This is a genomic window from Solibacillus sp. FSL W8-0372, from assembly GCF_037969735.1.
GTDB lineage: Bacteria > Bacillota > Bacilli > Bacillales_A > Planococcaceae > Solibacillus > Solibacillus faecavium.
Genome location: NZ_CP150204.1, coordinates 2,528,051 through 2,552,035, shown reverse-complemented (window position 1 = coordinate 2,552,035; position 23,985 = coordinate 2,528,051). Strand labels below are relative to the sequence as shown.

Sequence of the window (23,985 nt, the reverse complement as noted above, 5' to 3'; positions counted from 1 at the left end):
ACAAGCTAAAATGTAGGAAAGAGGTGAGCGAAATGAATGATTATATGATTATTATTATACGAACAGTTCTTTTGTATATTATTTTACTTGTTGTATTTCGACTTATGGGCAAACGTGAAGTTGGTGAGCTAAGCATTGTTGATTTGGCGATTTTTGTATTGATGGCTGAAGTTGCGGCACTTGCACTAGATGACATACATAGAGAGTTTTCAAAAGCAATATTACCAATTATATTATTGTTTTTAATTCAGTATTTAAACTCTTGGTCTATATTAAAAAATAAACGATTACGTGACTTTATCGAAGGCGATCCTACAATGGTCATTAGAGATGGCTGGATTTGTGAATCTGAAATGAAAAAACAGCGATACAACCTAGATGATCTGCTCCAGCAGCTTCGTGAACAGGGAGTCTGCTCTGTACAGGATGTAGCCTATGCATTTTTGGAACAGTCCGGTAAATTATCTGTTTACAAAAAAGATCAAGGTGGATTTATTTTGCCATTAATATTGGATGGTTATGTTGATAAAAGACATTTAAAAATAATGGGAAAAGATGAAGAATGGCTGGTGCATGAATTATTAGTCAATGGATATCCCAATATAAGAGACATTTTTTATTGTACGTATGAAAATGAAAAGTGGTTTGTCCAATTACGAGCGCGAAAAAATTGATCGGATGTAATGGAAATCATTAATTCGGATTTGTTTTGTAATGAATAGTAATAACATTACGACACCAATAGTAACGAAACAACTAGTAAATAACGGTATGCCTTTCGTGAACAATGGCAAAGCAATACAAGTAATGATGAAAATACCATAAGGCAGGAAAAAGAATCTAAAGCCAACATTGATTTTCTTCTGTTGCTTAATGGAAGCAATATGCAGGAAAGATGTGATTAATACGCCAAAACCAATGGCGATAATTGCCCCTTTTTCCTGAATGGATGGCTGTGATGCCAAGAAAAACAGAATGAAAAGTTTTCCAATACCACCATAAATGGAATTCATCATAGCAGCCTGAGCTTCATCAATTGCTTGTAAAATTGAATGAAGCGGACTTTGAATATAATAAAAATAAAAAATTGGTGCCAATATTTTCATATAGCCACGGTTTTCTTCCAAATGGAAAAGAACCATTGTCAGTTCATCTCCATGCAAAAAGAATAAAGAGGCGGCTAAACAGCCAATTAATGAAGACAGTCTTAAAGAATGTGTCACCCGTTTATTCACCAATGTGTAATTACCGCTGGCCATGGCACTGCTTACTGCAGGGATGAGGACAATTGCCAGAGCTGCTGGGATAAATGCCGGGAATAGTAGCAACGGTATGTGAACACCCGAAATAATTCCGTAAAGTGTTGTAGCAGCACCTGCTGCTAAACCAGAAACAGTTAGGGCTTTTAGGAATATAATCGGCTCTAAAAACCATGTAAATGTTCCGAATAATTTACTGCCTGCTGATGGAAGCGCAATATTAAAAATCGGTTTTGCAAACGAACCGCTGCTGTTGCCTTTTTTAAATGCTTTACTGGACCTTTTATAGAAGTAAGCCAAAAATAATAAAGAAAAGATTTCACCTATTGCTGTAATACCCATTGCTGCAGCTGCTGTTATGGCAGGTGATTCAGAAATAAAGTACGGTAATAATACAACAATTAGACCGATTCGAACAAGTTGTTCAAGAAGCTGTGCCCATGCAGTAGGAGCAATTTTTGCTAAGCCTTGCAAATATGCTTTTATCAAGCTTGAAAATACAACGATAGGAATTGTGAATATGCTAATATAAAGTGTGAAAATCAAATTTTCATTATGTAATAGCACTTTTGCAATATACGGGATGCTAAAATAAACGAATGGACTAAATAAAATAATAGAAATAGCAGAAATTTTTATAGCCGTTTTCATAATTGTTGCAACATGTTCAACTTTTCTTTTTGCGGAGTATTCTGCAATTAGCTTAGAAATTGCAATGGGAATACCTAATTGAATAAGAGAAATGAAAAAAATAAAGGTCGGATAAGCTGTCATATAAAGTCCGACAGCCTCTTCTCCAGCAATACGCATAAACTGCATTCTGTAAATAAACCCAAGACATTTAGAAATGAATATGACAAACATTAAAAATAATGTTCCTTTTAAAAATGAGCCCAAATAACTTCAATATTCTCCCTTCTCAATTTAATTTCATTCAGATACAATAAAGTATGCAATACTAATCGCAGTTAAAACCTAAGTATAGGAGTGATCGAAATGCAAATTCCATTTTTCAGTCTTTACGAAAAAGTTCAGCTTATATTGACGAACAAAATTGAGGAATTCCATTACTATGGATATGATGCTCTAACAGAACAGGATTTATGGAAATATTGTGTCGACAAAGTTTGGCGCAAACAAGATGTGCAGAACTTACGATTACATGAGTTAACGTCTGGCATTTTTGGCACTACCGCTTCAGAAGTACTAAATTATGTGCAAATTAGCGATTTCAAACGCAATGAATTAAATTTAAAACTTTCGGAAGAAGAGCTTCAGGGGTTATTCCATCCTCTTAAGGAATAGGGATAAAAGAGATAGTATAAAAACAAATTATCTAGTAATAATTTGACAGTTTCCACAAGCTGTTTCATAATGAGAGTGTTGCGCTTTTTAAAGTATCGATGTTATTTTTAAAAAGCGATAAAAAATTTGTGCTATAGATACATAGATTTTTGTAGTTATTTTTACGTTTTACATCACAGTGCTTTTCTTGTGATATTGAGGAGGATTTTTTAATGAAATTAGCAAACCGTATCATTACGTTTATCCTAGTAGTAGCATTGCTATTTACAGGGATGGGCACAACGGTAGAGAAGGTTTTAGACGACGTAAAGCTTGGTTTGGACCTTCAAGGTGGATTTGAAGTACTGTATGAAGTGGAATCTCTTGTGGATGGACAAAACATTACACAGAGTGTATTGGCAGATACAACAACTGCATTAAACAATCGTATTAATGCATTCGGGGTTAGTGAGCCAAGCATTCAAATTGAAGGAGAAGACCGAATTCGTGTACAGCTTGCAGGTTTAGCAGATCAAGCTTCTGCCCGTGAGCTTTTATCAAGTACAGCGAATTTAACATTCCGTGATGTAAACGATAATATTTTACTCGATGGGACTGATTTAAAGGAAGGTGGCGCAGCTGCGTCATTTGACCAGCAAAATCAGCCAATCGTAACATTAACTTTAAAAGATGCATCAAAATTTGCTGAAGTTACTCAAAAAGTAATGAGCATGGGTGCTCCGAATAACCTATTAGTTGTTTGGTTGGATTTTGAAGAGGGCGTAGATTCATACGCTACAGAAAGTCAAAAGCCGCCTGGCGAACAGAAATATCAATCAGCTGCATCAGTAACGCAAGTTTTAAATACAACAGATGTTATGATTTCGGGTAACTTCACAGTAGAAGAAACGAAAAACTTTGCATCTGTATTAAATGCAGGTTCTTTACCTGTAAAATTAACAGAAATATACTCAACATCGGTTGGTGCCCAGTTTGGTGAAGACGCATTAAATGATACGGTACTTGCAGGCGTTGTCGGCGTACTGTTAATCTTCTTGTTCATGCTGCTATACTACCGTTTACCAGGGTTTATCTCCATTATTACATTATCGGTATTCACGTATTTAGTGTTAATCGTCTTTAACGGTATTAATGCCGTATTAACATTACCAGGTATTGCCGCAATAGTATTAGGTATCGGGATGGCCGTAGATGCGAACATTTTAACAGCTGAACGTATTCGTGAAGAATTACGAGTTGGTCATTCTGTAAAAGATGCTTACAAAATGGGTTCTAAACAATCTTTATCAGCAATTATTGATGCACAATTAACAACGTTGCTTGCTGCAGTAGTATTATTCTATTACGGTACAAGTTCTGTAAAAGGTTTTGCAACAACATTAATTATTTCAATTTTATTATCCTTTATTACAGCTGTTTGGGGTTCTCGTATGTTGCAAGGTCTGCTTGTAAACAGCGGTTACTTCAATAATCCAGCATGGTTTGGGATTAACAGATCAAAACAACATTCACTAGATGAAGGAATTACTTCATTGGATTTAACTACGAAATTCGATAAACTAGACTTTGTTGGAAATCGTAAAAAGTTTTACGCGTTATCTACAATCATTTTAGTAGTTGGTATTGTAGTACTTGGTGTATTTAAGCTGAATCTCGGCATTGATTTCTCTCAAGGTACACGAGTGGAAATTGGATCAGATACAGCATTAACACAACAGGAAGTTATAGATTATTTAGATGAGATTGGGTTTGAAAATAACGATGTAGTCATCTCTGGCGACGAACAGAATATGGCTGTAATGCGTTATAAAGAAGACTTCTCGCAACAAGAGGTACTTGACTTTAAAGCACAGGTAAATGAGAGATTTGGTCAAGAGCCAAGCTTAAGTACAGTTTCAGCAACGGTCGGTAAAGAGCTGGCCAAAAATGCAATGTATGCTTTAGCGTTAGCTGCAATAGGAATAATCATTTATGTAGCTGTTCGCTTTGAATGGCGTATGGGTCTTGGTGCTATTATGTCATTATTGCATGATGTATTCTTTATTGTCGTGATTTTCAGTATATTACGTTTGGAAGTAGACATTACATTTATAGCAGCAGTATTAACAATTGTTGGGTATTCTATTAACGATACAATTGTAACGTTTGACCGTATTCGTGAAAATATTGATCGTCAAGAAAAAATTACATCAAAAGAAGAGCTGGCAGTTATCGTTAATAAATCACTTCGTCAAACGATGGGACGTTCTATCAATACTGTCTTAACAGTTATTATTGTTGTATTGGCGCTTATTTTCCTAGGTGCTCCTTCAATTCAGAACTTCTCAATCGCTTTATTAATTGGTTTAGTTACAGGTATCTATTCTTCTATCTGTATCGCAGCACAAGTTTGGTATTCACTGAAATGCCGCGAAATGGATAAAAAAGGTACATCTGTTGTGAAAAAAGAGAAAAAACAATGGGGTTCAGACGAGCCACAAGTATAATAGTATTAAAGCATGCAATTTTGTTTAAAGACAAAGTTGCATGCTTTTTGTTTAGGTTAAAACGATATAAGGAATAACATTTAATGGATACACCATTAAAGGAGGGCATTTTATGAAAATACAGTGGACATTAGTTGTAGGTCTTATTTTTGCTATTATTATCGCTATTTTTGCTACGGTAAATGTAGAAAGTGTCCCGGTAAACTATATTTTCGGAGAAGCCAATTGGCCATTAATTTTAGTGATTTTAGGATCAGTGTTAGTCGGATTTATTATTAGCTTTTGTTTTTCGGCATTTCGAATGTTAGGGAGCAAGCGTCAAACAAAATTAGTGAAAAAAGAGCTGGATGATACACGTGTTTTGTTAAATGAAAAGGATGCTGAAATTCTACGTTTAAAAGAGGAATTACGTAAGCGTGATGAATCTACATTAAAAGTAAAAGAAATTCCGGATGAATATGATACAAATAAAGAATGGACAAAATAATGGAATTCTTCAATGTTATGCTATCTAAAAGTGATAAACTTTTGGGTAGCACTTTTTTAAGTGTAAATTTATCTCTTCTAAACCCTATATTAGAATGGTATTTTACGAAATTATCTTTAGGAAACGCACGTGATTTTCGGTATAATGTACTGCATGAGGAAGTGAATATATATGATACAATCACAAAAAGTTTGGAAAATAGAGGAACAAGATGAACAACTAATTAAACAACTAAGTTCACAATTAAATATTTCATCTATCGCAGCAAAAATTTTAATTGCAAGAGGCTGTGAAAATTCAGAGCAGGCAGCCTCCATACTAAAAATTGATGAAAGCCAGTACCATGATCCTTTTTTAATGGCGGGAATGGAAGAAGCCATTACTCGTATTGAAGATGCATTAGAGAACGGGGAAAAGATTTTAGTATATGGAGATTATGACGCGGACGGGATTACTAGTACAACCGTGTTAATGAATGCCTTACTTGATATAGGGGCAGATGTGAGCTTTGTTATTCCTGATCGATTTACACATGGGTATGGTCCAAATGAAGAACTTTTCCGAAAAGCATATGCAGATGGCGTAAATTTAATAATAACTGTCGATAATGGTATTAGTGGCATCGAACAAGTGAAAGTAGCTCGGGAGCTCGGGATGGATGTTATCATTACTGATCACCATGAGCCAGGGGATGTATTACCAGATGCAAATGTTATTATTCATCCACGTATACCTGAAGGACATTATCCATTCGGAGAGCTTGCTGGAGTAGGGGTAGCCTTTAAGTTAGCGCATGCTTTATATGGCGAGATACCTGATCATTTATTTGAATATGTAGCAATTGGGACGATTGCCGATTTAGTACCTCTAGTCGGGGAAAACCGCTATTTGGTACAGCGAGGTCTCCAAGCGTTACAACAGTCTACAAACCCTTGGGTAAAAGCAATGTGTGAGGCGTCAGGAACCAATCAAAGAGAGATTAATGAAGAAACTGTAGGATTCTATTTTGGTCCTAGGTTAAATGCGATCGGTCGCTTAGGAAGTGCAGAGCCAGGTGTGCATTTTTTAATGAGTGAAGATCCGCTGCAGGCAAATGACCTTGCAAAACAGTTAAATGATAAAAATACTGAACGCAAAAAAATAGTTGAGGATATTAGCAATGAAGCAATTTCTATGATTGAAAATAATGAGGACTTAAAACAATCCCTTGTTTTAGTAGTTGCTGGAGAAGGATGGAATCCCGGGGTTGTTGGTATTGTGGCTTCCCGATTAGTGGAAAAATATTATCGCCCGACTATTGTTCTTTCCATTAATCATGAAAAAGAAATTGCAAAAGGTTCTGCCCGTAGTATCGAAGGGTTTCATTTGTACAATGAACTGGTGAAAAATCGCGATATTTTACCTCATTTCGGTGGACACCCGATGGCAGCAGGTATGACATTGCCAATTGAACATGTCGAAGCTTTGAGAACACGTTTAAATGAACAGGCTAAAGCATGTTTATCGGAGGAGCAACTCGTACAAAGATTGCAAATTGATGTTCCTATTGATTTAAATGAAATTACAGTTGATGCAATACAGGAAATACGTAAATTAGCGCCTTTTGGTACGGAATTTCCAAAACCGATTTTTGCTATTCAAAATGTGAAAGCAAAATCGCTTAGAAAAATTGGGTCAGCTGAAAATCATTTGAAGATGGAGTTGGAGGATGCTTACAATTCATTAGATGCAATCGGTTTTAATAAAGGTTATTTACATGACGAAATATCCTATGGCATCGCTTTATCTTTAGTAGGGGATTTACAAATTAATGAGTGGCAAGGTAATAAAAAGCCGCAATTTATGGTCCAGGATGTACGTATTAATGAGTGGCAACTATATGACTATCGTGGAAAAAGTCAAACAAGCAATTGGGTAGCGAAGGTCAATATTGAAAAAACGGATTTTATTGCGTTTTTTAAACAGACGAAAGATCACTTTGAACAAGCGATACCAAAAGAGATTATACACTTTACAGATGAGGTGAATCCCTTAACGCTTCATAAAAATATTGTTTTGCTTGATTTACCTGAAAACTTTTTACTGTTGGAGAAAATACTAAATAAAGTACAGATTGAACGGATTTATGCACATTTCCATACGGATCAATCTGCTTATTTTAATGGAATGCCGACACGAGATCATTTCAAATGGTATTATGGCTTCTTAAAAAAACGTCCTGCTTTTAACTTAAATGAGCATATCCAGAAATTGTCGGAACATATTGGCCTAAATATGGAAGTAATTAAATTTATGACAACAGTGTTTTTTGAGCTAGGATTTGTTACAATAGAGAATGGTCTGACGACAGTAAATGAAAATGTACCAAAACAAGCATTGTCAGAAGCCCCGTCATATAAAATGCGTTCACAACAAATCGAGCTTGAGCAGAAGCTTGTATATGCTACATACAGCGAGCTTAAACAATGGTTTAATGAACGATTGAGTTCTTGAGGAGGACATAGGAAGAATGGATTTAAAACAATACGTAACAACAGTTGAAAACTGGCCGAAAGAGGGCATCAGCTTTAAAGATATTACGACAATCATGGATAACGGTCCTGCATACAAATATGCAACTGATGAAATTGTTAAATATGCAAAAGAAGTTGGCGCAGAAATTATTGTTGGTCCAGAAGCGCGCGGATTTATTATCGGTTGTCCGGTAGCTTATGCTTTAGAAATCGGTTTTGCACCAGTACGTAAGCCAGGTAAATTACCTCGTGAAGTCATCTCTGCAGATTATGGTTTGGAATACGGAACAGATACGTTAACAATGCATAACGATGCTGTAAAACCAGGTCAAAAGGTTTTAATCTGTGATGATTTACTTGCAACAGGTGGTACAGTGGAAGCAACTGTACGCTTAATTGAGCAATTAGGCGGCGAGGTTGTAGGCGCTGCATTTATTATTGAGCTTACAGAATTAAATGGTCGTAACAAAATCGGATCTGTTCCGATTAAAACATTAATTCAATATTAATTTATTATCGAACTATCTCGCATGTTTATGTGAGATAGTTTTTTTCAATGAAATTAATTGCTAATAGCTGTTCAATAATTCTACAAATTTCTACTTTCTGCAAAACTAAATGACCGCGTGTCTTTACATTTAGTAGCTATCTTTTATACAATTGAAGTTATACTTATTGCGAAAATTAAAAGAACAGGTGGACTAATGATGGCGAAAGAACAAATATTGGCGCCCGAAGATGTTTTCGAGCTCGTCAAATCTTATATGAACGAAGAACATGTTACCTTTGTTGTAAAAGCATATGAGGTAGCAAAAGAAGCCCATAAAGAGCAGTTCCGGAGCTCTGGAGAACCATATATTATTCACCCAGTACAAGTAGCAGGTATTTTGGCAGAACTGCAAATGGATCCTGAAACAGTATCCGCTGGATTTTTACATGATGTCGTAGAAGATACAGACGTAACACGTGAAGATTTAGTGAATGAATTTAGTGAAGAAGTTGCCAAGCTTGTAGATGGTGTAACGAAGCTTGGGAAAATTAAATACATGTCAAAAGAAGAGCAGCAGGCAGAAAACCATCGAAAAATGTTTGTCGCTATGGCTCAGGATATCCGTGTCATTTTAATTAAACTGGCAGACCGTTTACACAATATGCGAACATTGAAACATTTGCCGGCTGAAAAACAGCGTCGCATTTCACAGGAAACACTGGAAATTTTTGCTCCTTTAGCGCACCGTTTAGGAATTTCGAAAGTGAAGTGGGAGCTGGAGGATACGGCATTACGCTATTTAAATCCCCAGCAATATTATCGGATTGTTAGTTTGATGAAGAAAAAGCGTGATGAGCGTGAAGCCTATTTAGACAATGTAATGGATGAAATTAATTCGCAACTTCAGGAAGTTGAAATTGAGGCGGATGTTTATGGTCGTCCAAAACATTTATATAGCATCTATCGGAAAATGGTTCTTCAAAAGAAGCAATTCAATGAAATTTATGATTTATTGGCTGTAAGAATTTTGGTCGATAGTATTAAAGACTGTTATGCAGTTATTGGTATTATCCATACATTATGGAAGCCAATGCCTGGCCGATTTAAAGATTATATTGCGATGCCAAAGCAAAACTTATATCAATCTTTGCATACAACGGTCATTGGTCCATATGGTGATCCATTGGAAGTGCAGATTCGTACGAAGGAAATGCATAAAATTGCTGAATTTGGTATCGCCGCACATTGGGCATACAAAGAAGGCAAAACAGTCGAGCGAAGTAAGGAAAATATAGACCAAAAATTAACGTGGTTCCGCGAAATCCTGGAATTCCAAAACGAATCATCAAATGCGGCAGAATTTATGGAATCATTAAAATTCGATTTATTTTCAGATATGGTTTATGTATTCTCGCCATTAGGGGATGTTATCGAACTTCCGGCGGGCTCTGTCCCAATCGATTTTGCGTATCGTGTCCATTCTGAAGTCGGAAATAAAACAATCGGTGCAAAAGTTAACGGCAAAATGGTGCCTCTTGATACTCCATTAAAAACAGGGGATATTGTGGAAGTTTTAACTTCAAAGCAATCATTTGGGCCAAGCCGTGACTGGATTAAAATTGCCCAAAGTTCCCAAGCAAAAAATAAAATAAAACAGTTTTTCAAAAAGCATGTGCGTGAAGAAAGTGTAATTAAAGGTAAAGAGCTGGTAGATAAAGAAATAAAAGCACAAGAGTTTGATATGAAGGTAGTTTTAACTCCAGAAAATATTAAACGCGTTATTGATAAATTTAACTATACACATGAAGATGATTTATATGCAGCTGTTGGTGTCGGCGGGATTACAGCCCAACAAATCGTTAACCGATTAGCTGAGAAAATGCGAAAAGAGCGTGAACAGGAAGAAGCGCTCGAAAAAATCGTTAAAAGCATGAACAATCCTACACCTAAAAAACGTACTGAATCTGGTGTTATTGTTAAAGGGATTGATAATTTATTAATTCGTCTTTCACGCTGTTGTACACCGGTACCGGGTGATGATATTGTCGGGTTTATAACAAAAGGTCGAGGTGTATCAGTACACCGAGCTGATTGTCCTAATATTCAGGAAGATGGCAACTTAGAACGTCTTATTGAAGTGGAATGGGAAAATGATGGTACACAAATACGCAAAGATTATCCGGTAGATATCGAGATTTCTGCGTTTGATCGTCCTGGTATTTTAAATGATGTGATGCACGCAGTAAGTGAAGCGAAAACAAATATTTTAGCAGTTACAGGTAGAGCTGATCGTGAAAAGATTGCTACGATCCATTTAACAATAGCGATTACAAATATTTCAGGGCTTCATCGAGTAGTGGAGAAAATAAAGCAGCTTCCGGATATTTATTCGGTACAACGTGTAATTAATTAATTTATAGATAGAGGTTATGTTATGCGAGTAATACTACAACGTTCAAAACAGGCTTCGGTAACAGTGGACGGACAGAAAACTGGTGCCATTGATAAAGGTTATGTGCTGTTAGTCGGCATTACACATAGCGATACAGAAGAGGATATTGCCTATGTGGCAAAAAAGATTGCTGATTTGCGCATTTGGGAAGATGATGAAGGGAAAATGAATCGTTCTATACTGGAAGTTGGCGGCGACATTTTATCCATTTCCCAATTTACTTTATATGCTGATACACGTAAAGGAAAACGACCGAGCTTCGTGGAAGCAGCAAGACCAGAGCAGGCTGAGCCTTTATGGAATGCTTTTAATGAACAATTAAAAGCACATGGCTTACATGTTGAAACAGGCGTTTTCGGTGCAATGATGGATGTAGCACTTATTAATGATGGACCAGTTACAATTACTATTGAGTCGAAAGCTAAATAATCAATGAACGAATCACTCCTTGAAAGCATATTGTACAGTATGCATACAAAGGAGTGATTTTTTGGTTCAAATGAGTACTTTTCCTAACGCTTATTGGTTGGAAGCAATTCAAAATTATTTAGGTCAAATGGTTGCGGTACAACAAGATGGGAATCGAGTTCAACAAGGAGTTCTAGCAGCTATCTGTCCAGATTATATTGTGCTTGATGTTTGCCAAACACCGTTTTATATTCGGATTGATAAAATTGTATCGATTATGCCGTTTTTGAAAAAATAAAGTATGATTTGGTCTATGCACCCCCTAATTGTCATAAGCTTACTATGACAATTAGGGGGTGCTTTATTGTTTCAACGCGTTAATCGTTTAGCAATTGATTTACCACAAGTTGAATATGGTGATGCAAATGCAGCGAGTGCTGTACAAGAACTGTTAGGCGGGAAATTCGGGGAGATGTCGACTCTCAATAACTATATGTATCAGTCGTTCAACTTCCGAGGAAAGAAAAAACTAAAGCCTTTTTATGACTTAGTTGCGAGTATTACAGCAGAAGAGTTTGGACATGTTGAACTCGTTGCCACTACCATCAATTTATTAAGCAAGGATACAACGTTTTCCGGAAACCCGAATCTTGCTCCGATGATGAACGCTAAAAATATGCGCAATACACAAAGTTTTATTGCATCTGCACAAACATCTTTACCTGTAGATTCGATGGGGAAACCATGGAATGGCGAATATGTATTTTCAAGTGGAAATTTAGTGCTTGATTTACTGCATAATTTCTTTTTGGAATGTGGAGCACGAACTCATAAAATGCGTGTATATGAAATGACTGATCATCCAACAGCACGTGAAATGATCGGCTATTTATTAGTACGCGGCGGAACACATGTTGTTGCTTATGCAAAAGCAATTGAGATGGCAACAGGATTGGATGTAACGAAGATGCTTCCGATACCTAGCCTTGATAATCATGTATTTGATCATGCGCGGAAGTATGAAGATCGCGGATATGGAAATGTACTGTTTACGTGGAATTACGTAGGAGATTATCAGGATATCAATAAAATCTGGAAAGGACCACATCCATGGACGAATGCTCCCCTCATTGTAGAGGAAGGAATGCCAAAGGGTGCAAAAATGCCGGATTTAGACGAATTACCGGAAGAATTTGCTCCGGGAATCGGTCCGGAAGAATTTCAGATGATTGCGAAACGACTCATGTCCAATATATAAAATAAAGGCTGTTTTGGGAAAGTACAACTTCCTATGACAGCCTTTTCTTCACGTTATTTTATTGTTTTATGATGTCATTAACTTATGCCTTCGCAGTAATTAACAACTGTTTGGAAATCCAAATCCCCACCGAATATGGACAGTGCACTACCGATCGTTACATGTAATTTACCGTTTGAAATGGCTTCAAACTTTTTTAAATCATCAAGCGAACGAACTCCTCCAGCATATGTCGTTGGAATCGTTGTCCATTCAGCCAAATCACGTACTAATTCCTCCTGCATGCCTCCGCGTTTTCCTTCAACATCCACTGCGTGAATAAGCAGCTCATCGCAATATGCTTCAATGTCTTTTATCGATTGTGCATTTACTTCAAAATCACTGAATTTTGTCCATTTATCTGTTACTACATACCATTTATCATCGCGCTTGCGGCAGCTTAAATCAATGACTAGATGTTCTTTCCCGATTTTTTCAACTAAGTTTTTCAATCGATTTAGATCAAGCAATCCATCGTGAAAAATATATGAAGTGACAATGACATGTGATGCACCGGATTCGATATATTTTTGTGCATTCTCTGCAGTAATGCCGCCACCAATTTGCAGTCCATTTGGATATGCATGTAATGCACGAATTGCTGCTTCCTCATTCCCAGGACCAAGCATAATAACATGTCCGCCTGTTAGTTTGTTTTGCTGGAATAATGAAGCGAAATACGAGGCATCTTGATCCGATGTGAAATTTTCAATGACTTCTTTATTATCATATCCAAGCGTACTCCCGACAATTTGCTTAACTTTCCCGTCATGTAAATCAATACAAGGTCTAAAGTTCATGTTCTTCACTACTTTCTCTTGAAATCTATTCCTATCATAACATTTTAGTGTGCTAAATTAATAGAAAAATCAGACGGGACAAGTCATGCATTATATAGTAAGACAGGGCGCTGCGTGTATGATAAAATGAGCATACAATTATTAGAAAGCGTGGCATGAAAATGGCGGAAAATCTAAATTTGTTTGACATAAATAAGCTATTTATTTTAGGTCGACCTATTGTAACAATTTTTCATAATACAACGAATATGTACTCCATTGTTCGTGTCAAAATACAAGAAACAAACCTTCAGTATGATGAAAAAGAAATTATTGTCGTAGGCTATTTTCCGAAGTTAGTAGACGATGAACTCTATCGATTCACCGGACAAATGAAAAGTCATCCGAAATACGGGATGCAATTTCAAATTGAAACTTTTGAAAAAGAAGTACCGACAACAGAGCAAGGCATTGTCCATTATTTATCAAGCGACTTATTTTCAGGGGTAGGCCGGAAAACGGCAGAAATAATTGTTGAAAAGTTGGGTATGGATGCGTTAACCAAAATATTAGAAGATCCATATGCACTTGATGCGGTTCCTCGTTTATCTGCTGAAAAGAAGTTGCTCATTCGTCAAACAATCGAAGAAAATTTAGGGTTAGAGAGGGTAATGGTTCGCCTCAATGAGTGGGGATTTGGACCACAGCTTGGTATGAAAATATATCAGGCTTATCGGGAAGAAACCTTAAGTTTATTAACAGAAAATCCTTACCGGCTTATTGAAGAAGTAGAAGGGGTCGGTTTTATTCGTGCCGATGAACTTGGTGCGAAGCTAGGGATAACGGGAAATCACCCGGACCGTATAAAAGCGGCTATATTTCATGTACTGACAAATGCAGCATTATCAGAAGGTCATGTCTACTTGGATGCAGAAATGGTTCTTCCAATGGTTAAAGAAATGCTTGAGCAAAGTCAGCGTATTGAAATTCCATACGAGGCAATTTCGAAGGCAGCGATTGAAATGCGGGAAGAATCAAAAATTTGCGGTGAAGAAACTCGTATGTATTTACCTTCTCTGTATTTTAGTGAAGTCGGCATTGCCAGCAAGATAAATGAGCTCAAAGAAAAAAATAAAAAAGCAGAGAATTTTTCGCGTGATGAAATTCGTAAAGCAATTGGTGATATTGAAGAACAGTATGATGTGACATATGCACCTACGCAAGCACTGGCTATTGAAACCGCTCTAAACTCTGCCGTTATGATTTTAACAGGTGGTCCAGGTACAGGGAAAACGACCGTTGTGCGTGGTTTAGTCGAAGTTTATGCAGAACTTCATGGATTATCATTGAATCCAAAAACTTATGCGGAAAAAGAAGAGCAGTTTCCTATTGTCCTGGCAGCACCAACTGGTAGGGCAGCAAAAAGGTTAGCCGAATCAACAGGTTTACCAGCGATGACGATTCACCGCTTATTAGGATTTAATGGTCAGGAAAAGGATGAGGAAACGGAGCGTGAAGTTGTCGGTCGTCTTATCATTATCGATGAGATGTCAATGGTAGACACGTGGCTTGCCCATCAGTTGCTTAAAGCGCTTCATGAAGATGTACAGGTAGTATTTGTAGGAGATCAGGATCAGTTACCGCCTGTAGGTCCTGGACAGGTATTGAAAGATTTGCTTGCATCCAAACAAATTCCAACAGTGGAATTAACCGATATTTACCGGCAGGCAGAAGGGTCTACGATTATTGAAATGGCCCATCAGATTAAGAAGGGGACCGTTCCGGAAACATTAACTGCTAAAACAACGGACCGCTCATTCATTCAAGCCGGAACTGCACAAGTGACAAGTGTTGTTACACAAATTGTAAAAGGTGCTCTTGCTAAAGGGCAGGCAATCCGTGACATTCAGGTACTTGCGCCAATGTATAAAGGTCCGGCTGGAATTGATAGCTTGAATAAAGAAATACAACAGCTTGTGAATCCAAATAATGGATCACGAAAGGAAATTGTTTTTGGAGATACGATATACCGAATCGGCGATAAAGTACTCCAGCTTGTCAATCAGCCGGATAATAATGTATTTAATGGTGACATGGGTGAAGTGATTTCCATTATTCGGGCAAAGGAAACAGTGGAAAAGCAGGATTTATTAATCGTAAGTTATGATGGAATTGAAGTTACCTATCAACGTGCGGATTTAAATCAAATTACTTTGGCCTATTGCTGTTCAATTCATAAATCCCAAGGTTCGGAATTTCAAACGGTTATTATGCCGGTAGTTCGCAGCTACTCTAAAATGCTACGTAGAAATTTACTGTATACCGGAATAACACGCGCAAAAAACTTTTTAATTTTATGTGGCGAGCCGGATGTATTAGCGAATGGGTTAGCCAAAAATGATGATTTAACACGACTAACAACATTAAAGGCTCGACTTGATCCTGAAATTACAGAAATACAGGAAGTAAATGAAATACCGGAAAAAGAGGTAAAAACAGAAGGAATTAGTGAAAAAAAACAATCAAAAACATCTTCTGAACAGTTAGGTCTACTAAATACTACCTCCTCACATAAAATCGGAGAATCATTACCGAATCATTTAACAGTGGAAACTGCACCGTATATTCATCCATTAATAGGCATGAATGACATTTCTCCATATGATTTTAATGAATAATAAAACCAGCTATTTTTTCATTTCTGAATGAAAATAGCTGGTTTTTTGTTTTATTAAAGTTTTTTTGACTTCAAAATGCTTTATAAAATGTGGATTGTTTATCTTCATCGAAAAAGGGAAATGTTTTTAAAATATAATATAAAGTTAAGGGAATTACGACATAACACTTTTAAGCATTAAAGTCGCAAAATATAAATGTCAGAAGTTTTTAAAGAAACTATTAATTAATAATATGTATGTGATTATGTTAGTATAATAAAAACTTATATGATGTCCGAAGTTTGATGTCAAATAATGTAAAATGAAAAGGTTTACAAAATTAAAGGAGAAGGTGCGCAAACATGGATTTCGTTTGGGGAATCATAGGTATTGTTGGAATCGTAGCGATTGCTATAGCATTGTCAAATAACCGTAAAGCAATTCAGTGGAGAATTATTATATCAGGTTTAATTGTACAACTAGTTTTCGCATTTATCGTATTAAAGTGGTCATATGGTCGTGAAAGATTAATGCAACTTTCTGAAGGGGTACAAAAGTTAATAAGTTATGCAAATGAAGGGATTTCCTTCGTATTTGGCGGATTAGCAGATCCGAATAATGTCGGATTTGTTTTTGCAATGAGTGTATTGACGATTATTATTTTCTTCTCTTCTTTAATCTCTGTTCTTTACTATCTAGGGATTATGCAATTTATCATTAAAATTATCGGTGGCTTTTTATCAAAAGTGTTAGGCACAACAAAAGCAGAATCAGTGAATGCTGCAGCAAATATTTTCGTTGGCCAAACTGAAGCACCGCTTGTTATTCGTCCATTTTTAAATAAAATGACAAAGTCACAAATGTTCGCTGTTATGACTGGTGGACTTGCATCGGTATCAGGTTCTGTATTAATCGGGTATTCTTTATTAGGTGTGCCTCTTGAATACTTATTGGCTGCAAGTTTCATGGCCGCTCCAGCAGGTTTGGTTATGGCAAAGCTAATGATTCCTGAAACAGAAGAAATCGATGAAGCAGATTTCAAACTAGAACGTAATTCTGAAGCGACAAACGTTATTGATGCTGCTGCATCCGGTGCATCTGACGGTTTAAAATTAGCAGTAAACGTTGGTGCAATGTTACTAAGTTTCATCGCATTAATCGCATTGCTGAATGGCCTTTTAGGAGGCGTTACTGGTTGGATCGGTAACTTTACAGGGTGGTCATTCTTAGATAACGTAACACTTGAAGGCATTTTAGGATATGTATTTGCTCCGTTGGCATTTTTAATCGGTGTTCCTTGGGATGAAGCAGTTCGCGCTGGTTCGTTTATCGGTCAAAAATTAATTTTAAATGAATTTGTAGCGTATTCTAACTTCGGTCCTGTGATTGGTGAATTTTCGGATAAGACAGCTATTATCATTTCATTTGCGCTATGCGGATTTGCTAATTTAAGCTCAATGGGTATTTTAATCGGTGGTTTAGGTGGTATGGCACCAGATAAACGACCAATGATTGCAAAGCTTGCGATTAAGGCAGTTGCTGCAGGTACGTTAGCATCTCTATTATCAGCTGCTATTGCAGGCATGTTTATGTAAACTTGTTTAAAACATAAGAAGTTCTTGTATAGGAGACTGTGCTAAAAGTTAGTTTAGCGCAGTCTTTTTTTAGTAAGTAATTTCGCTAGCAAGCTTTTCTAGTACTTGTCGATTTTTTAGGACATAACCCCGATCTTTCTTCGTTAAGTATCCTTCTTCGCAAAATTGTGCCAGAACAAATAATAAATGTCGGTATGATACCCCTAAATATTCGCATACCTCTGTATGTTTTTCTTTATAGAATTGTTTATCAGACGATAGTAAAATGAATGATGCCAGTCTATTTTCTAATGGATAAGCCTGGTTTTGAGTATATTTGGCTGTCATATCCATAGTTTTTTGACTTAAAAAAAGACAGAGCATTTTTAAAAATACCGGATCAGCTAATAATTTTTCTTTCACTTCACGGATGGAAATTGCAAAACAAATGGATGTTGTAACGGTCTGGATGCCTTTTGAGTAACGTTCTGCATTTAATAATTCCATTTCTCCCATAAATGTAGGAGATGTTATAAAATCAATTAGAGAAATTTTCCCGTTTTTATGTGTAACATATAATTTTGCTTTTCCTTCAATCATGTAATACAAATAGTCGGGAAAAGAATGCTCATGAAAAATATACTCCCCTTTATCAAATTCATAAACTTGTATAAAAGGATTAATATCAAATGAAAAATATTGAGAAATAGGGTATTGCTCAATATAAGGTTTACTTTCTTCTAGTGATAACTTTCTCAAATTATAAAGCAACTCCTTAATATAAAATATGAGATATCTCACATTATTGTACAAATTGTCGTGCTATTATTCAACATTATAAGAATGGAAGAAGGCTATATTATTATGAACAATCAGCGTTGGCTGGCAAAGAATTTTTTTATGTTCTTTATTACGTGGGGTATATTTTTGCCTTATTGGACAGGCTGGCTTATTAATGACAAAGGTTTAACCGTTTCAGATGCGAGTATTATTATGGGGTTTGGTTTAGTTGCACGAGCAATCTCGACAATCCTTATTTTCCCGTATGTCTCAAAAATAATGAGCAATAAAAATGTACTTATATTCTTCACAGTGGCGTCTTTAGTAACTGCACTACTTTATGTACCAATCGATTCTTTTGTAGGCTTATTCATCATGACGATGCTTTTTAGTGCATTGTATCCCGCATTATTACCTGCAGTGGAAAGCAGCGCAGCGACATTAATGCAGCAAGGTGGAATTCATTATGGAAAGGCGCGTTCACTAGGGTCATTTGGCTATGTAGTTGCTGTATTAATTATTAGTATGATTACGGGAATGTACGGCGAGCAAATGATTTTATGGGCGATGATTTTCGGTTTAACTGCATTATTAGCAATTCAACTCATGCCCGCTCCTAATGTATTGAGTTTAGCTCCCCCTAAAGAAACTGGGAAAACATTATCGATGAGAGGGCTTTTTGATGTAAAAAGTTTCATCGTCGTATTATTTGTAGTGATCTTACTTCAAGGAGCTCATGCCTCTTACTATAACTATGGATATATATATTTACAGGAGTTAAATGTAAATCCTTTTTATATTGGAATGATATTGAATGTCGCAGTGTTATTTGAGATTATTTACTTTTTAAAAGCAGATACGTTCTTAACGAAGTGGAAGCCATCATCGTTAATGTTATTGGCAGCGGTTGGTTCAACTGTACGTTGGATTATGATATATGCTTTTCCAAATATGCCTATGTTTATTGTGTCTCAGGCACTTCACGCACTGTCATTTGCAATGGCGCATTACGCATTCATCCGCTACATATCTCAAGCATTACCGAAAGAACAAATCCCGAATGCACAGGGGATTTATTCTGCGCTTGCAATGAGTTTAAGTGCTGCGATCTTAACGCTTTTAGGTGGAGCTCTGTATGAAGTTGAACCTAGTTTGGCATTTTTAGGAATGGTTATTTGTACAGGACCAGCTATTGTATTGATACTATTGACGAAAAATCGTTTTAATTATTAAGGAATGCGGATTGACAGCACGTAGTCAATTTTCTATAATGAAGAACATATATTAATGAAAACGATGATGGAACAAGTACGTATTGGACTTCGTGAGCAGAAAGAGATTTCTTGGCTGAAAAAATCTCCGCGAAAATTACGGAAAGCTACTCCAGAGTGCAGCTAATACCTGCCGTATGCTTACGTTATAAGCACTTGAGATATAATGCTTTATGCATTATAAATTAGGGTGGTACCACGAGATAACAGTCTTCGTCCCTTTACCGGGATGAAGGCTTTTTTTGTGCCCAATTCATCGTACTTCAAAAACATTACAGGAGGATATAATTATGACTACAAAAACAATGACAGGTTCTGAAATTCGTCGTCTATATCTTGATTTTTTTAAAGAAAAAGGACATCATATTGAACCATCCGCACCATTAGTGCCAATTAATGACCCATCACTTTTATGGATCAACTCGGGAGTTGCGACATTAAAGCCATATTTTGACGGACGTATTATTCCGGATAACCCACGTATTACAAATGCACAAAAATCTATTCGTACAAATGATATCGAGAATGTAGGGAAAACAGCACGTCACCATACTTTCTTTGAAATGCTGGGGAATTTCTCAATCGGGGATTACTTTAAAAAAGAATCAATTCATTACGCTTGGGAATTTTTAACGGACGAAAAATGGATGGGCTTTGATCCGGAAAAGTTATCAGTAACTATTCACCCGGAAGACCAAGAAGCTTATGATGTATGGCACAACGAAATCGGTATTCCGAAAGAGCGTTTAATTCGTTTGGAAGGAAACTTCTGGGATATCGGAGAAGGTCCATCTGGTCCGAACTCAGAAATCTTCTATGACCGTGGTGAAGCATATGGTTTTGGGGCACCTCCAGAAGAAATGTATACAGGTGGGGAAAATGAGCGATATTTAGAAGTGTGGAATTTAGTGTTTTCTCAATTCAATCACAATCCTGATGGAACATATACGCCACTGCCGAAGCAAAATATTGATACAGGTATGGGTCTGGAGCGTATAGTTTCTGTTGTACAAAATGTACCAACGAACTTTGATACAGATCTATTCATGCCAATCATTGAAAAAACTGAAAGCTTTGCTAACCGTTCATACAAACGCCCGCACGAAGTAGACTTAAAAGAAATCTTCGGTTCAGCAGAAGATATTAATACACCGTTCAAAGTAATTGCTGACCATATCCGTACAGTAGCATTTGCAATTGGTGACGGAGCATTGCCATCAAACGAAGGACGAGGCTATGTATTACGTCGTTTATTACGTAGAGCAGTTCGTTACGCGAAAAAAATCGGTATTGAAAAGCCGTTTATGTTTGAATTAGTTCCGACTGTAGGGGAGATTATGCAAGATTTCTATCCACAAGTAAAAGAAAAGGAAGCATTTATTCAACGTGTTATTAAAAACGAAGAAGTTCGCTTCCATGAAACACTTGATGGAGGACTTGCAATCTTTAACGAAGTAGTTGAGAGTCAAAAAGCAAAAGGTGAAACTGTAATTCCTGGACCGGATGCATTCCGTCTTTACGATACATTCGGTTTCCCAATCGAATTAACGGAAGAATATGCAGAAGAAGTTGGCATGACAGTTGATCATGATGGTTTCGAAGCTTCTATGGAACAACAACGTAATCGAGCTCGTAACGCGCGTGCAGATGTTGATTCTATGCAAGTGCAAAACGAAGTGCTTTCAAACTTAAAACAGCAATCAACATTTATTTATGATGCATTAGAAGCTTCAGCAAAAATTGCTGCGATTGTTGTAAATGGTCAAGAAACGACAACGGCTAATGAAGGTGAAGAGGCATTAATTATTCTTTCTGAAACACCATTCTATGCTGAAATGGGTGGTCAAATTGCTGATACTGGAGTTATTGAAGCAGACGGATTCACTGCCATTGTTAAAGATGTTCAAAAGGCGCCAAATGGTCAACCATTACACACTGTTGTAGTGGAATCAGGTGAAATGAATGTTGGGGATGAGGCTACTGCGAAAGTAGATGAATCAAAACGTAAATTAATCCTTAAAAACCATACAGCAACACACTTAATGCACCGTGCCTTAAAGGATGTATTAGGTGACCATGTAGCACAAGCAGGCTCTTACGTTGGACCTGACCGTTTACGTTTCGACTTCTCTCACTTCGGTGCAGCAACAAAAGAGGAACTTGCACAAGTAGAGCGTGCAGTAAATGAAAAAATTTGGGAAGACATCGAAGTTGTAATTCAGGAGATGGATATCGATTCTGCAAAAGCAATGGGCGCAATGGCTCTATTCGGTGAAAAATATGGTGATGTTGTACGCGTAGTAGCTGTTTCAGATTATTCGATTGAGCTATGCGGTGGACTGCATGTAAGCCGTTCTTCAGAAATTGGTATCTTCAAAATTGTTTCAGAAGGTGGTATCGGTGCAGGTACTCGTCGAATCGAAGCTGTAACAGGTAAAGCGGCGTATGAAGCAATCAAAGAAGAAGAAGCTATTTTAAATGAAGCAGCAGCTCTATTAAAAGCAAATCCAAAAGATGTTTCAACACGTGTAGCAGGTCTACAGGCAGACTATAAACAATTACAACGTGAAAATGAATCATTATCACAAAAAATTGCAAATGCTCAAGCGGGGGCAGTATTGGATGCAGCACAAAAAATCGGTGACGTAACAGTACTTGCAACAAAAGTGGATGCAAAAGATAATAATCAATTGCGTCAAATGATGGATGACTTAAAAGAAAAAATGCAGGCAGCTGTTATTGTACTAGGTGCAGTAGATGGCGATAAAGTAATGCTATGCGCAGGTGTAACGAAAGATATCGTAGGTGGTAACTACCATGCCGGTAACATTGTAAAGGTTGTTGCTGAAGCATGTGGCGGTAAAGGCGGCGGTCGTCCTGATATGGCTATGGCTGGTGCTAAAGATGCTTCAAAACTAGAAGAAGCGTTAAATGGAGTCTATGAAAAAGTAAAATCTTTCTAAACATCTAAAATTTACTACTAGCATATTTGAAGTGCTTGCGGGAATAAGTTATAATGATAAAAATGGAGATGGGCTTCTATGCTCCATCTCTTTATTGCTGAAAGCGAGGTGCTGGTCTTGAGTTCTTTCGATAAAACGATGAAATTTAGTTTTCCAGAGGAATCTATGGAACAAGAAGTAAAGCAAGTGATGCTGAAGGTGTATACGGCTTTAGAGGAAAAAGGGTATAATCCAACAAACCAAATTGTAGGGTATTTATTATCTGGTGACCCGGCATACATCCCTCGCCACCAGGACGCACGTAATTTAATCCGCAAGCTGGAGCGCGATGAAATTTTAGAGGAGCTCGTGAAGTTTTATATTAGAAGGAATGCTGAGGCAGAAAAATGAAGATTATGGGTTTAGACGTCGGCTCGAAAACAGTCGGCGTAGCAATTAGTGATGCGTTCGGTTGGACAGCGCAAGGAATCGAAACAATAAAAATTGATGAAGCAGCAGGCAAGTTTGGGATTGAACGTATTAACGAACTTGTAAAGGCACACAATGTTACTGAATTCGTTGTGGGTTATCCAAAAAACATGAATAATACTATCGGTCCGCGTGGGGAAGCTTCTGAGAACTATAAAAAGTTATTGGAAGATACTTTCGGTTTTCCTGTCAAACTGTGGGATGAGCGTATGACGACGATGGCTGCTGAACGCATGCTTATTGAAGCGGATGTTAGCCGAAAAAAACGCAAGCAAGTAATTGATAAAATGGCTGCGGTCATGATTTTACAAGGTTATTTAGACAGTAAAAACTAAACGCTCTATTCAATCAAGGCAATTAGTTTGAGCTTTTCTAACAATGTTGCTTTTGTTAGGGCTTATTTGTATTTAAATGCAATGGCTTTATGTATAATATACGAAGCAACAACCGGCAATACTTAAATTTAATGAAGAGGTGACTTTCATGTCAGAACAACAAAACAATATTACTGTAGTCGATGAAAACGGCAATGAACAACTTTGCGAAATTTTACACACTTTTGATTCGGAAGAATTCGGTAAATCATACGTGTTATATTCTTTAGTAGGTGCAGAAGAAGATGAAGATGGAGCAGTAGAAATCTTTGCATCTGCATTCGTACCTGCTGAAAATGGTGAAGATGGCGAATTAACGCCTATCGAAACTGAAGCAGAATGGGATTTAATCGAAGAAGTATTAAACCAAATTGAAGACGAATTAGGCGAAGAAGAATAATTCATTCGATATTATAAAAAAA

General features: G+C 37.0%; 20 protein-coding genes and 1 other annotated feature. Of the genes, 17 read left to right on the top strand and 3 right to left on the bottom strand.

Features of this window, described 5'->3' with window-relative positions; genetic code table 11:
* Window positions 1-32: 32 nt before the first annotated feature.
* Window positions 33-674 carry a DUF421 domain-containing protein gene (locus MKY13_RS12985; RefSeq protein WP_191700338.1) on the top strand — a complete coding sequence of 214 codons (642 nt, stop codon included), beginning with the start codon at window positions 33-35 and terminating at the stop codon, window positions 672-674.
* On the opposite strand, the gene MKY13_RS12980 is transcribed toward MKY13_RS12985, so the two are convergent.
* Window positions 654-2,156: an oligosaccharide flippase family protein gene (locus tag MKY13_RS12980; RefSeq protein WP_191700337.1), complete on the bottom strand. Its 1,503-nt coding sequence runs from the start codon at window positions 2,154-2,156 to the stop codon at window positions 654-656. The two genes, MKY13_RS12985 and MKY13_RS12980, sit on opposite strands and share 21 nt — an antisense overlap.
* Window positions 2,157-2,255: 99 nt before the next feature.
* Between MKY13_RS12980 and MKY13_RS12975 the strand changes: the two genes are divergently transcribed.
* The 9 genes from MKY13_RS12975 (at window position 2,256) to MKY13_RS12935 (ending at window position 12,658) form a co-directional block, all read left to right on the top strand.
* Window positions 2,256-2,564 carry a post-transcriptional regulator gene (locus MKY13_RS12975; RefSeq protein WP_191700336.1) on the top strand — a complete coding sequence of 103 codons (309 nt, stop codon included), beginning with the start codon at window positions 2,256-2,258 and terminating at the stop codon, window positions 2,562-2,564.
* 212 nt (window positions 2,565-2,776) lie between these two features.
* Window positions 2,777-5,050, top strand: coding sequence for a protein translocase subunit SecDF (gene secDF, locus MKY13_RS12970; protein WP_339213152.1), 2,274 nt, complete (start codon window positions 2,777-2,779; stop codon window positions 5,048-5,050).
* Window positions 5,051-5,162: 112 nt separating this feature from the next.
* Entirely contained in the window at window positions 5,163-5,537 is a 375-nt protein-coding gene (locus MKY13_RS12965) for a lipopolysaccharide assembly protein LapA domain-containing protein (RefSeq protein ID WP_339213150.1), read from the top strand.
* Between the two features lie 171 nt (window positions 5,538-5,708).
* On the top strand, window positions 5,709-8,030 hold the full coding sequence (gene recJ, locus MKY13_RS12960) for a single-stranded-DNA-specific exonuclease RecJ (protein WP_339213148.1): 2,322 nt from the start codon (window positions 5,709-5,711) through the stop codon (window positions 8,028-8,030).
* A gap of 16 nt (window positions 8,031-8,046) precedes the next feature.
* A complete protein-coding gene (locus MKY13_RS12955; protein WP_191700332.1) occupies window positions 8,047-8,559 on the top strand; it encodes an adenine phosphoribosyltransferase in 513 nt (170 codons plus the stop codon).
* A gap of 198 nt (window positions 8,560-8,757) precedes the next feature.
* Window positions 8,758-10,953: a bifunctional (p)ppGpp synthetase/guanosine-3',5'-bis(diphosphate) 3'-pyrophosphohydrolase gene (locus tag MKY13_RS12950; protein ID WP_191700331.1), complete on the top strand. Its 2,196-nt coding sequence runs from the start codon at window positions 8,758-8,760 to the stop codon at window positions 10,951-10,953.
* Window positions 10,954-10,974: 21 nt separating this feature from the next.
* Window positions 10,975-11,421, top strand: a complete 447-nt coding sequence (dtd, locus tag MKY13_RS12945) for a D-aminoacyl-tRNA deacylase (protein WP_339213145.1) — start codon at window positions 10,975-10,977, stop codon at window positions 11,419-11,421.
* A 70-nt stretch (window positions 11,422-11,491) separates the two neighbouring features.
* On the top strand, window positions 11,492-11,698 hold the full coding sequence (locus MKY13_RS12940) for a YuzF family protein (protein ID WP_225223674.1): 207 nt from the start codon (window positions 11,492-11,494) through the stop codon (window positions 11,696-11,698).
* Window positions 11,699-11,764: 66 nt separating this feature from the next.
* A complete protein-coding gene (locus tag MKY13_RS12935) occupies window positions 11,765-12,658 on the top strand; it encodes a manganese catalase family protein (protein ID WP_191700328.1) in 894 nt (297 codons plus the stop codon).
* 77 nt (window positions 12,659-12,735) lie between these two features.
* On the opposite strand, the gene hisA is transcribed toward MKY13_RS12935, so the two are convergent.
* Window positions 12,736-13,497, bottom strand: coding sequence for a phosphoribosylformimino-5-aminoimidazole carboxamide ribotide isomerase (hisA, locus tag MKY13_RS12930; RefSeq protein ID WP_339213142.1), 762 nt, complete (start codon window positions 13,495-13,497; stop codon window positions 12,736-12,738).
* Window positions 13,498-13,658: 161 nt separating this feature from the next.
* On the opposite strand from hisA, the gene MKY13_RS12925 reads away from it, so the two are divergent.
* Complete coding sequence (locus MKY13_RS12925) at window positions 13,659-16,154, top strand: ATP-dependent RecD-like DNA helicase (protein WP_339213140.1); 2,496 nt, start codon at window positions 13,659-13,661, stop codon at window positions 16,152-16,154.
* Window positions 16,155-16,495: 341 nt separating this feature from the next.
* A complete protein-coding gene (locus MKY13_RS12920; RefSeq protein WP_339213138.1) occupies window positions 16,496-17,728 on the top strand; it encodes a NupC/NupG family nucleoside CNT transporter in 1,233 nt (410 codons plus the stop codon).
* Window positions 17,729-17,797: 69 nt separating this feature from the next.
* Here MKY13_RS12920 and yeiL read toward each other — a convergent pair whose 3' ends face one another.
* Window positions 17,798-18,466, bottom strand: coding sequence for a transcriptional regulator YeiL (gene yeiL, locus MKY13_RS12915; RefSeq protein ID WP_339213136.1), 669 nt, complete (start codon window positions 18,464-18,466; stop codon window positions 17,798-17,800).
* Between the two features lie 105 nt (window positions 18,467-18,571).
* Here yeiL and MKY13_RS12910 point away from each other — a divergent pair, with 105 nt between their 5' ends.
* The 5 genes from MKY13_RS12910 (at window position 18,572) to MKY13_RS12890 (ending at window position 23,963) form a co-directional block, all read left to right on the top strand.
* Complete coding sequence (locus MKY13_RS12910) at window positions 18,572-19,720, top strand: MFS transporter (RefSeq protein WP_339213134.1); 1,149 nt, start codon at window positions 18,572-18,574, stop codon at window positions 19,718-19,720.
* 54 nt (window positions 19,721-19,774) lie between these two features.
* Window positions 19,775-19,982 (top strand) — a binding site (T-box leader).
* 66 nt (window positions 19,983-20,048) lie between these two features.
* On the top strand, window positions 20,049-22,721 hold the full coding sequence (gene alaS / locus MKY13_RS12905) for an alanine--tRNA ligase (RefSeq protein WP_339213132.1): 2,673 nt from the start codon (window positions 20,049-20,051) through the stop codon (window positions 22,719-22,721).
* Window positions 22,722-22,838: 117 nt separating this feature from the next.
* Complete coding sequence (locus MKY13_RS12900; protein ID WP_191700322.1) at window positions 22,839-23,111, top strand: IreB family regulatory phosphoprotein; 273 nt, start codon at window positions 22,839-22,841, stop codon at window positions 23,109-23,111.
* Window positions 23,108-23,524, top strand: coding sequence for a Holliday junction resolvase RuvX (gene ruvX / locus MKY13_RS12895; RefSeq protein WP_191700321.1), 417 nt, complete (start codon window positions 23,108-23,110; stop codon window positions 23,522-23,524). The genes MKY13_RS12900 and ruvX overlap by 4 nt, the downstream gene beginning before the upstream one ends.
* 148 nt (window positions 23,525-23,672) lie before the next feature.
* The gene (locus MKY13_RS12890; protein WP_191700320.1) at window positions 23,673-23,963 is read left to right on the top strand and encodes a DUF1292 domain-containing protein; all 291 of its coding nucleotides are present in this window, start codon (window positions 23,673-23,675) and stop codon (window positions 23,961-23,963) included.
* The last annotated feature ends 22 nt before the right edge of the window (window positions 23,964-23,985 follow it).

What these genes read in the sequence shown, in the direction of transcription:
- recJ (WP_339213148.1), top strand. Translation starts at nt 5,709, where the DNA reads ATGATACAATCACAAAAAGTTTGGAAAATAGAGGAACAAGATGAACAA.
- hisA (WP_339213142.1), bottom strand. Translation starts at nt 13,497, where the DNA reads ATGAACTTTAGACCTTGTATTGATTTACATGACGGGAAAGTTAAGCAA.
- MKY13_RS12950 (WP_191700331.1), top strand. Translation starts at nt 8,758, where the DNA reads ATGGCGAAAGAACAAATATTGGCGCCCGAAGATGTTTTCGAGCTCGTC.
- alaS (WP_339213132.1), top strand. Translation starts at nt 20,049, where the DNA reads ATGACTACAAAAACAATGACAGGTTCTGAAATTCGTCGTCTATATCTT.
- MKY13_RS12890 (WP_191700320.1), top strand. Translation starts at nt 23,673, where the DNA reads ATGTCAGAACAACAAAACAATATTACTGTAGTCGATGAAAACGGCAAT.
- MKY13_RS12925 (WP_339213140.1), top strand. Translation starts at nt 13,659, where the DNA reads ATGGCGGAAAATCTAAATTTGTTTGACATAAATAAGCTATTTATTTTA.
- MKY13_RS12965 (WP_339213150.1), top strand. Translation starts at nt 5,163, where the DNA reads ATGAAAATACAGTGGACATTAGTTGTAGGTCTTATTTTTGCTATTATT.
- MKY13_RS12910 (WP_339213134.1), top strand. Translation starts at nt 18,572, where the DNA reads ATGAACAATCAGCGTTGGCTGGCAAAGAATTTTTTTATGTTCTTTATT.
- MKY13_RS12985 (WP_191700338.1), top strand. Translation starts at nt 33, where the DNA reads ATGAATGATTATATGATTATTATTATACGAACAGTTCTTTTGTATATT.
- MKY13_RS12955 (WP_191700332.1), top strand. Translation starts at nt 8,047, where the DNA reads ATGGATTTAAAACAATACGTAACAACAGTTGAAAACTGGCCGAAAGAG.
- MKY13_RS12975 (WP_191700336.1), top strand. Translation starts at nt 2,256, where the DNA reads ATGCAAATTCCATTTTTCAGTCTTTACGAAAAAGTTCAGCTTATATTG.
- MKY13_RS12920 (WP_339213138.1), top strand. Translation starts at nt 16,496, where the DNA reads ATGGATTTCGTTTGGGGAATCATAGGTATTGTTGGAATCGTAGCGATT.
- ruvX (WP_191700321.1), top strand. Translation starts at nt 23,108, where the DNA reads ATGAAGATTATGGGTTTAGACGTCGGCTCGAAAACAGTCGGCGTAGCA.
- MKY13_RS12940 (WP_225223674.1), top strand. Translation starts at nt 11,492, where the DNA reads ATGAGTACTTTTCCTAACGCTTATTGGTTGGAAGCAATTCAAAATTAT.
- dtd (WP_339213145.1), top strand. Translation starts at nt 10,975, where the DNA reads ATGCGAGTAATACTACAACGTTCAAAACAGGCTTCGGTAACAGTGGAC.
- secDF (WP_339213152.1), top strand. Translation starts at nt 2,777, where the DNA reads ATGAAATTAGCAAACCGTATCATTACGTTTATCCTAGTAGTAGCATTG.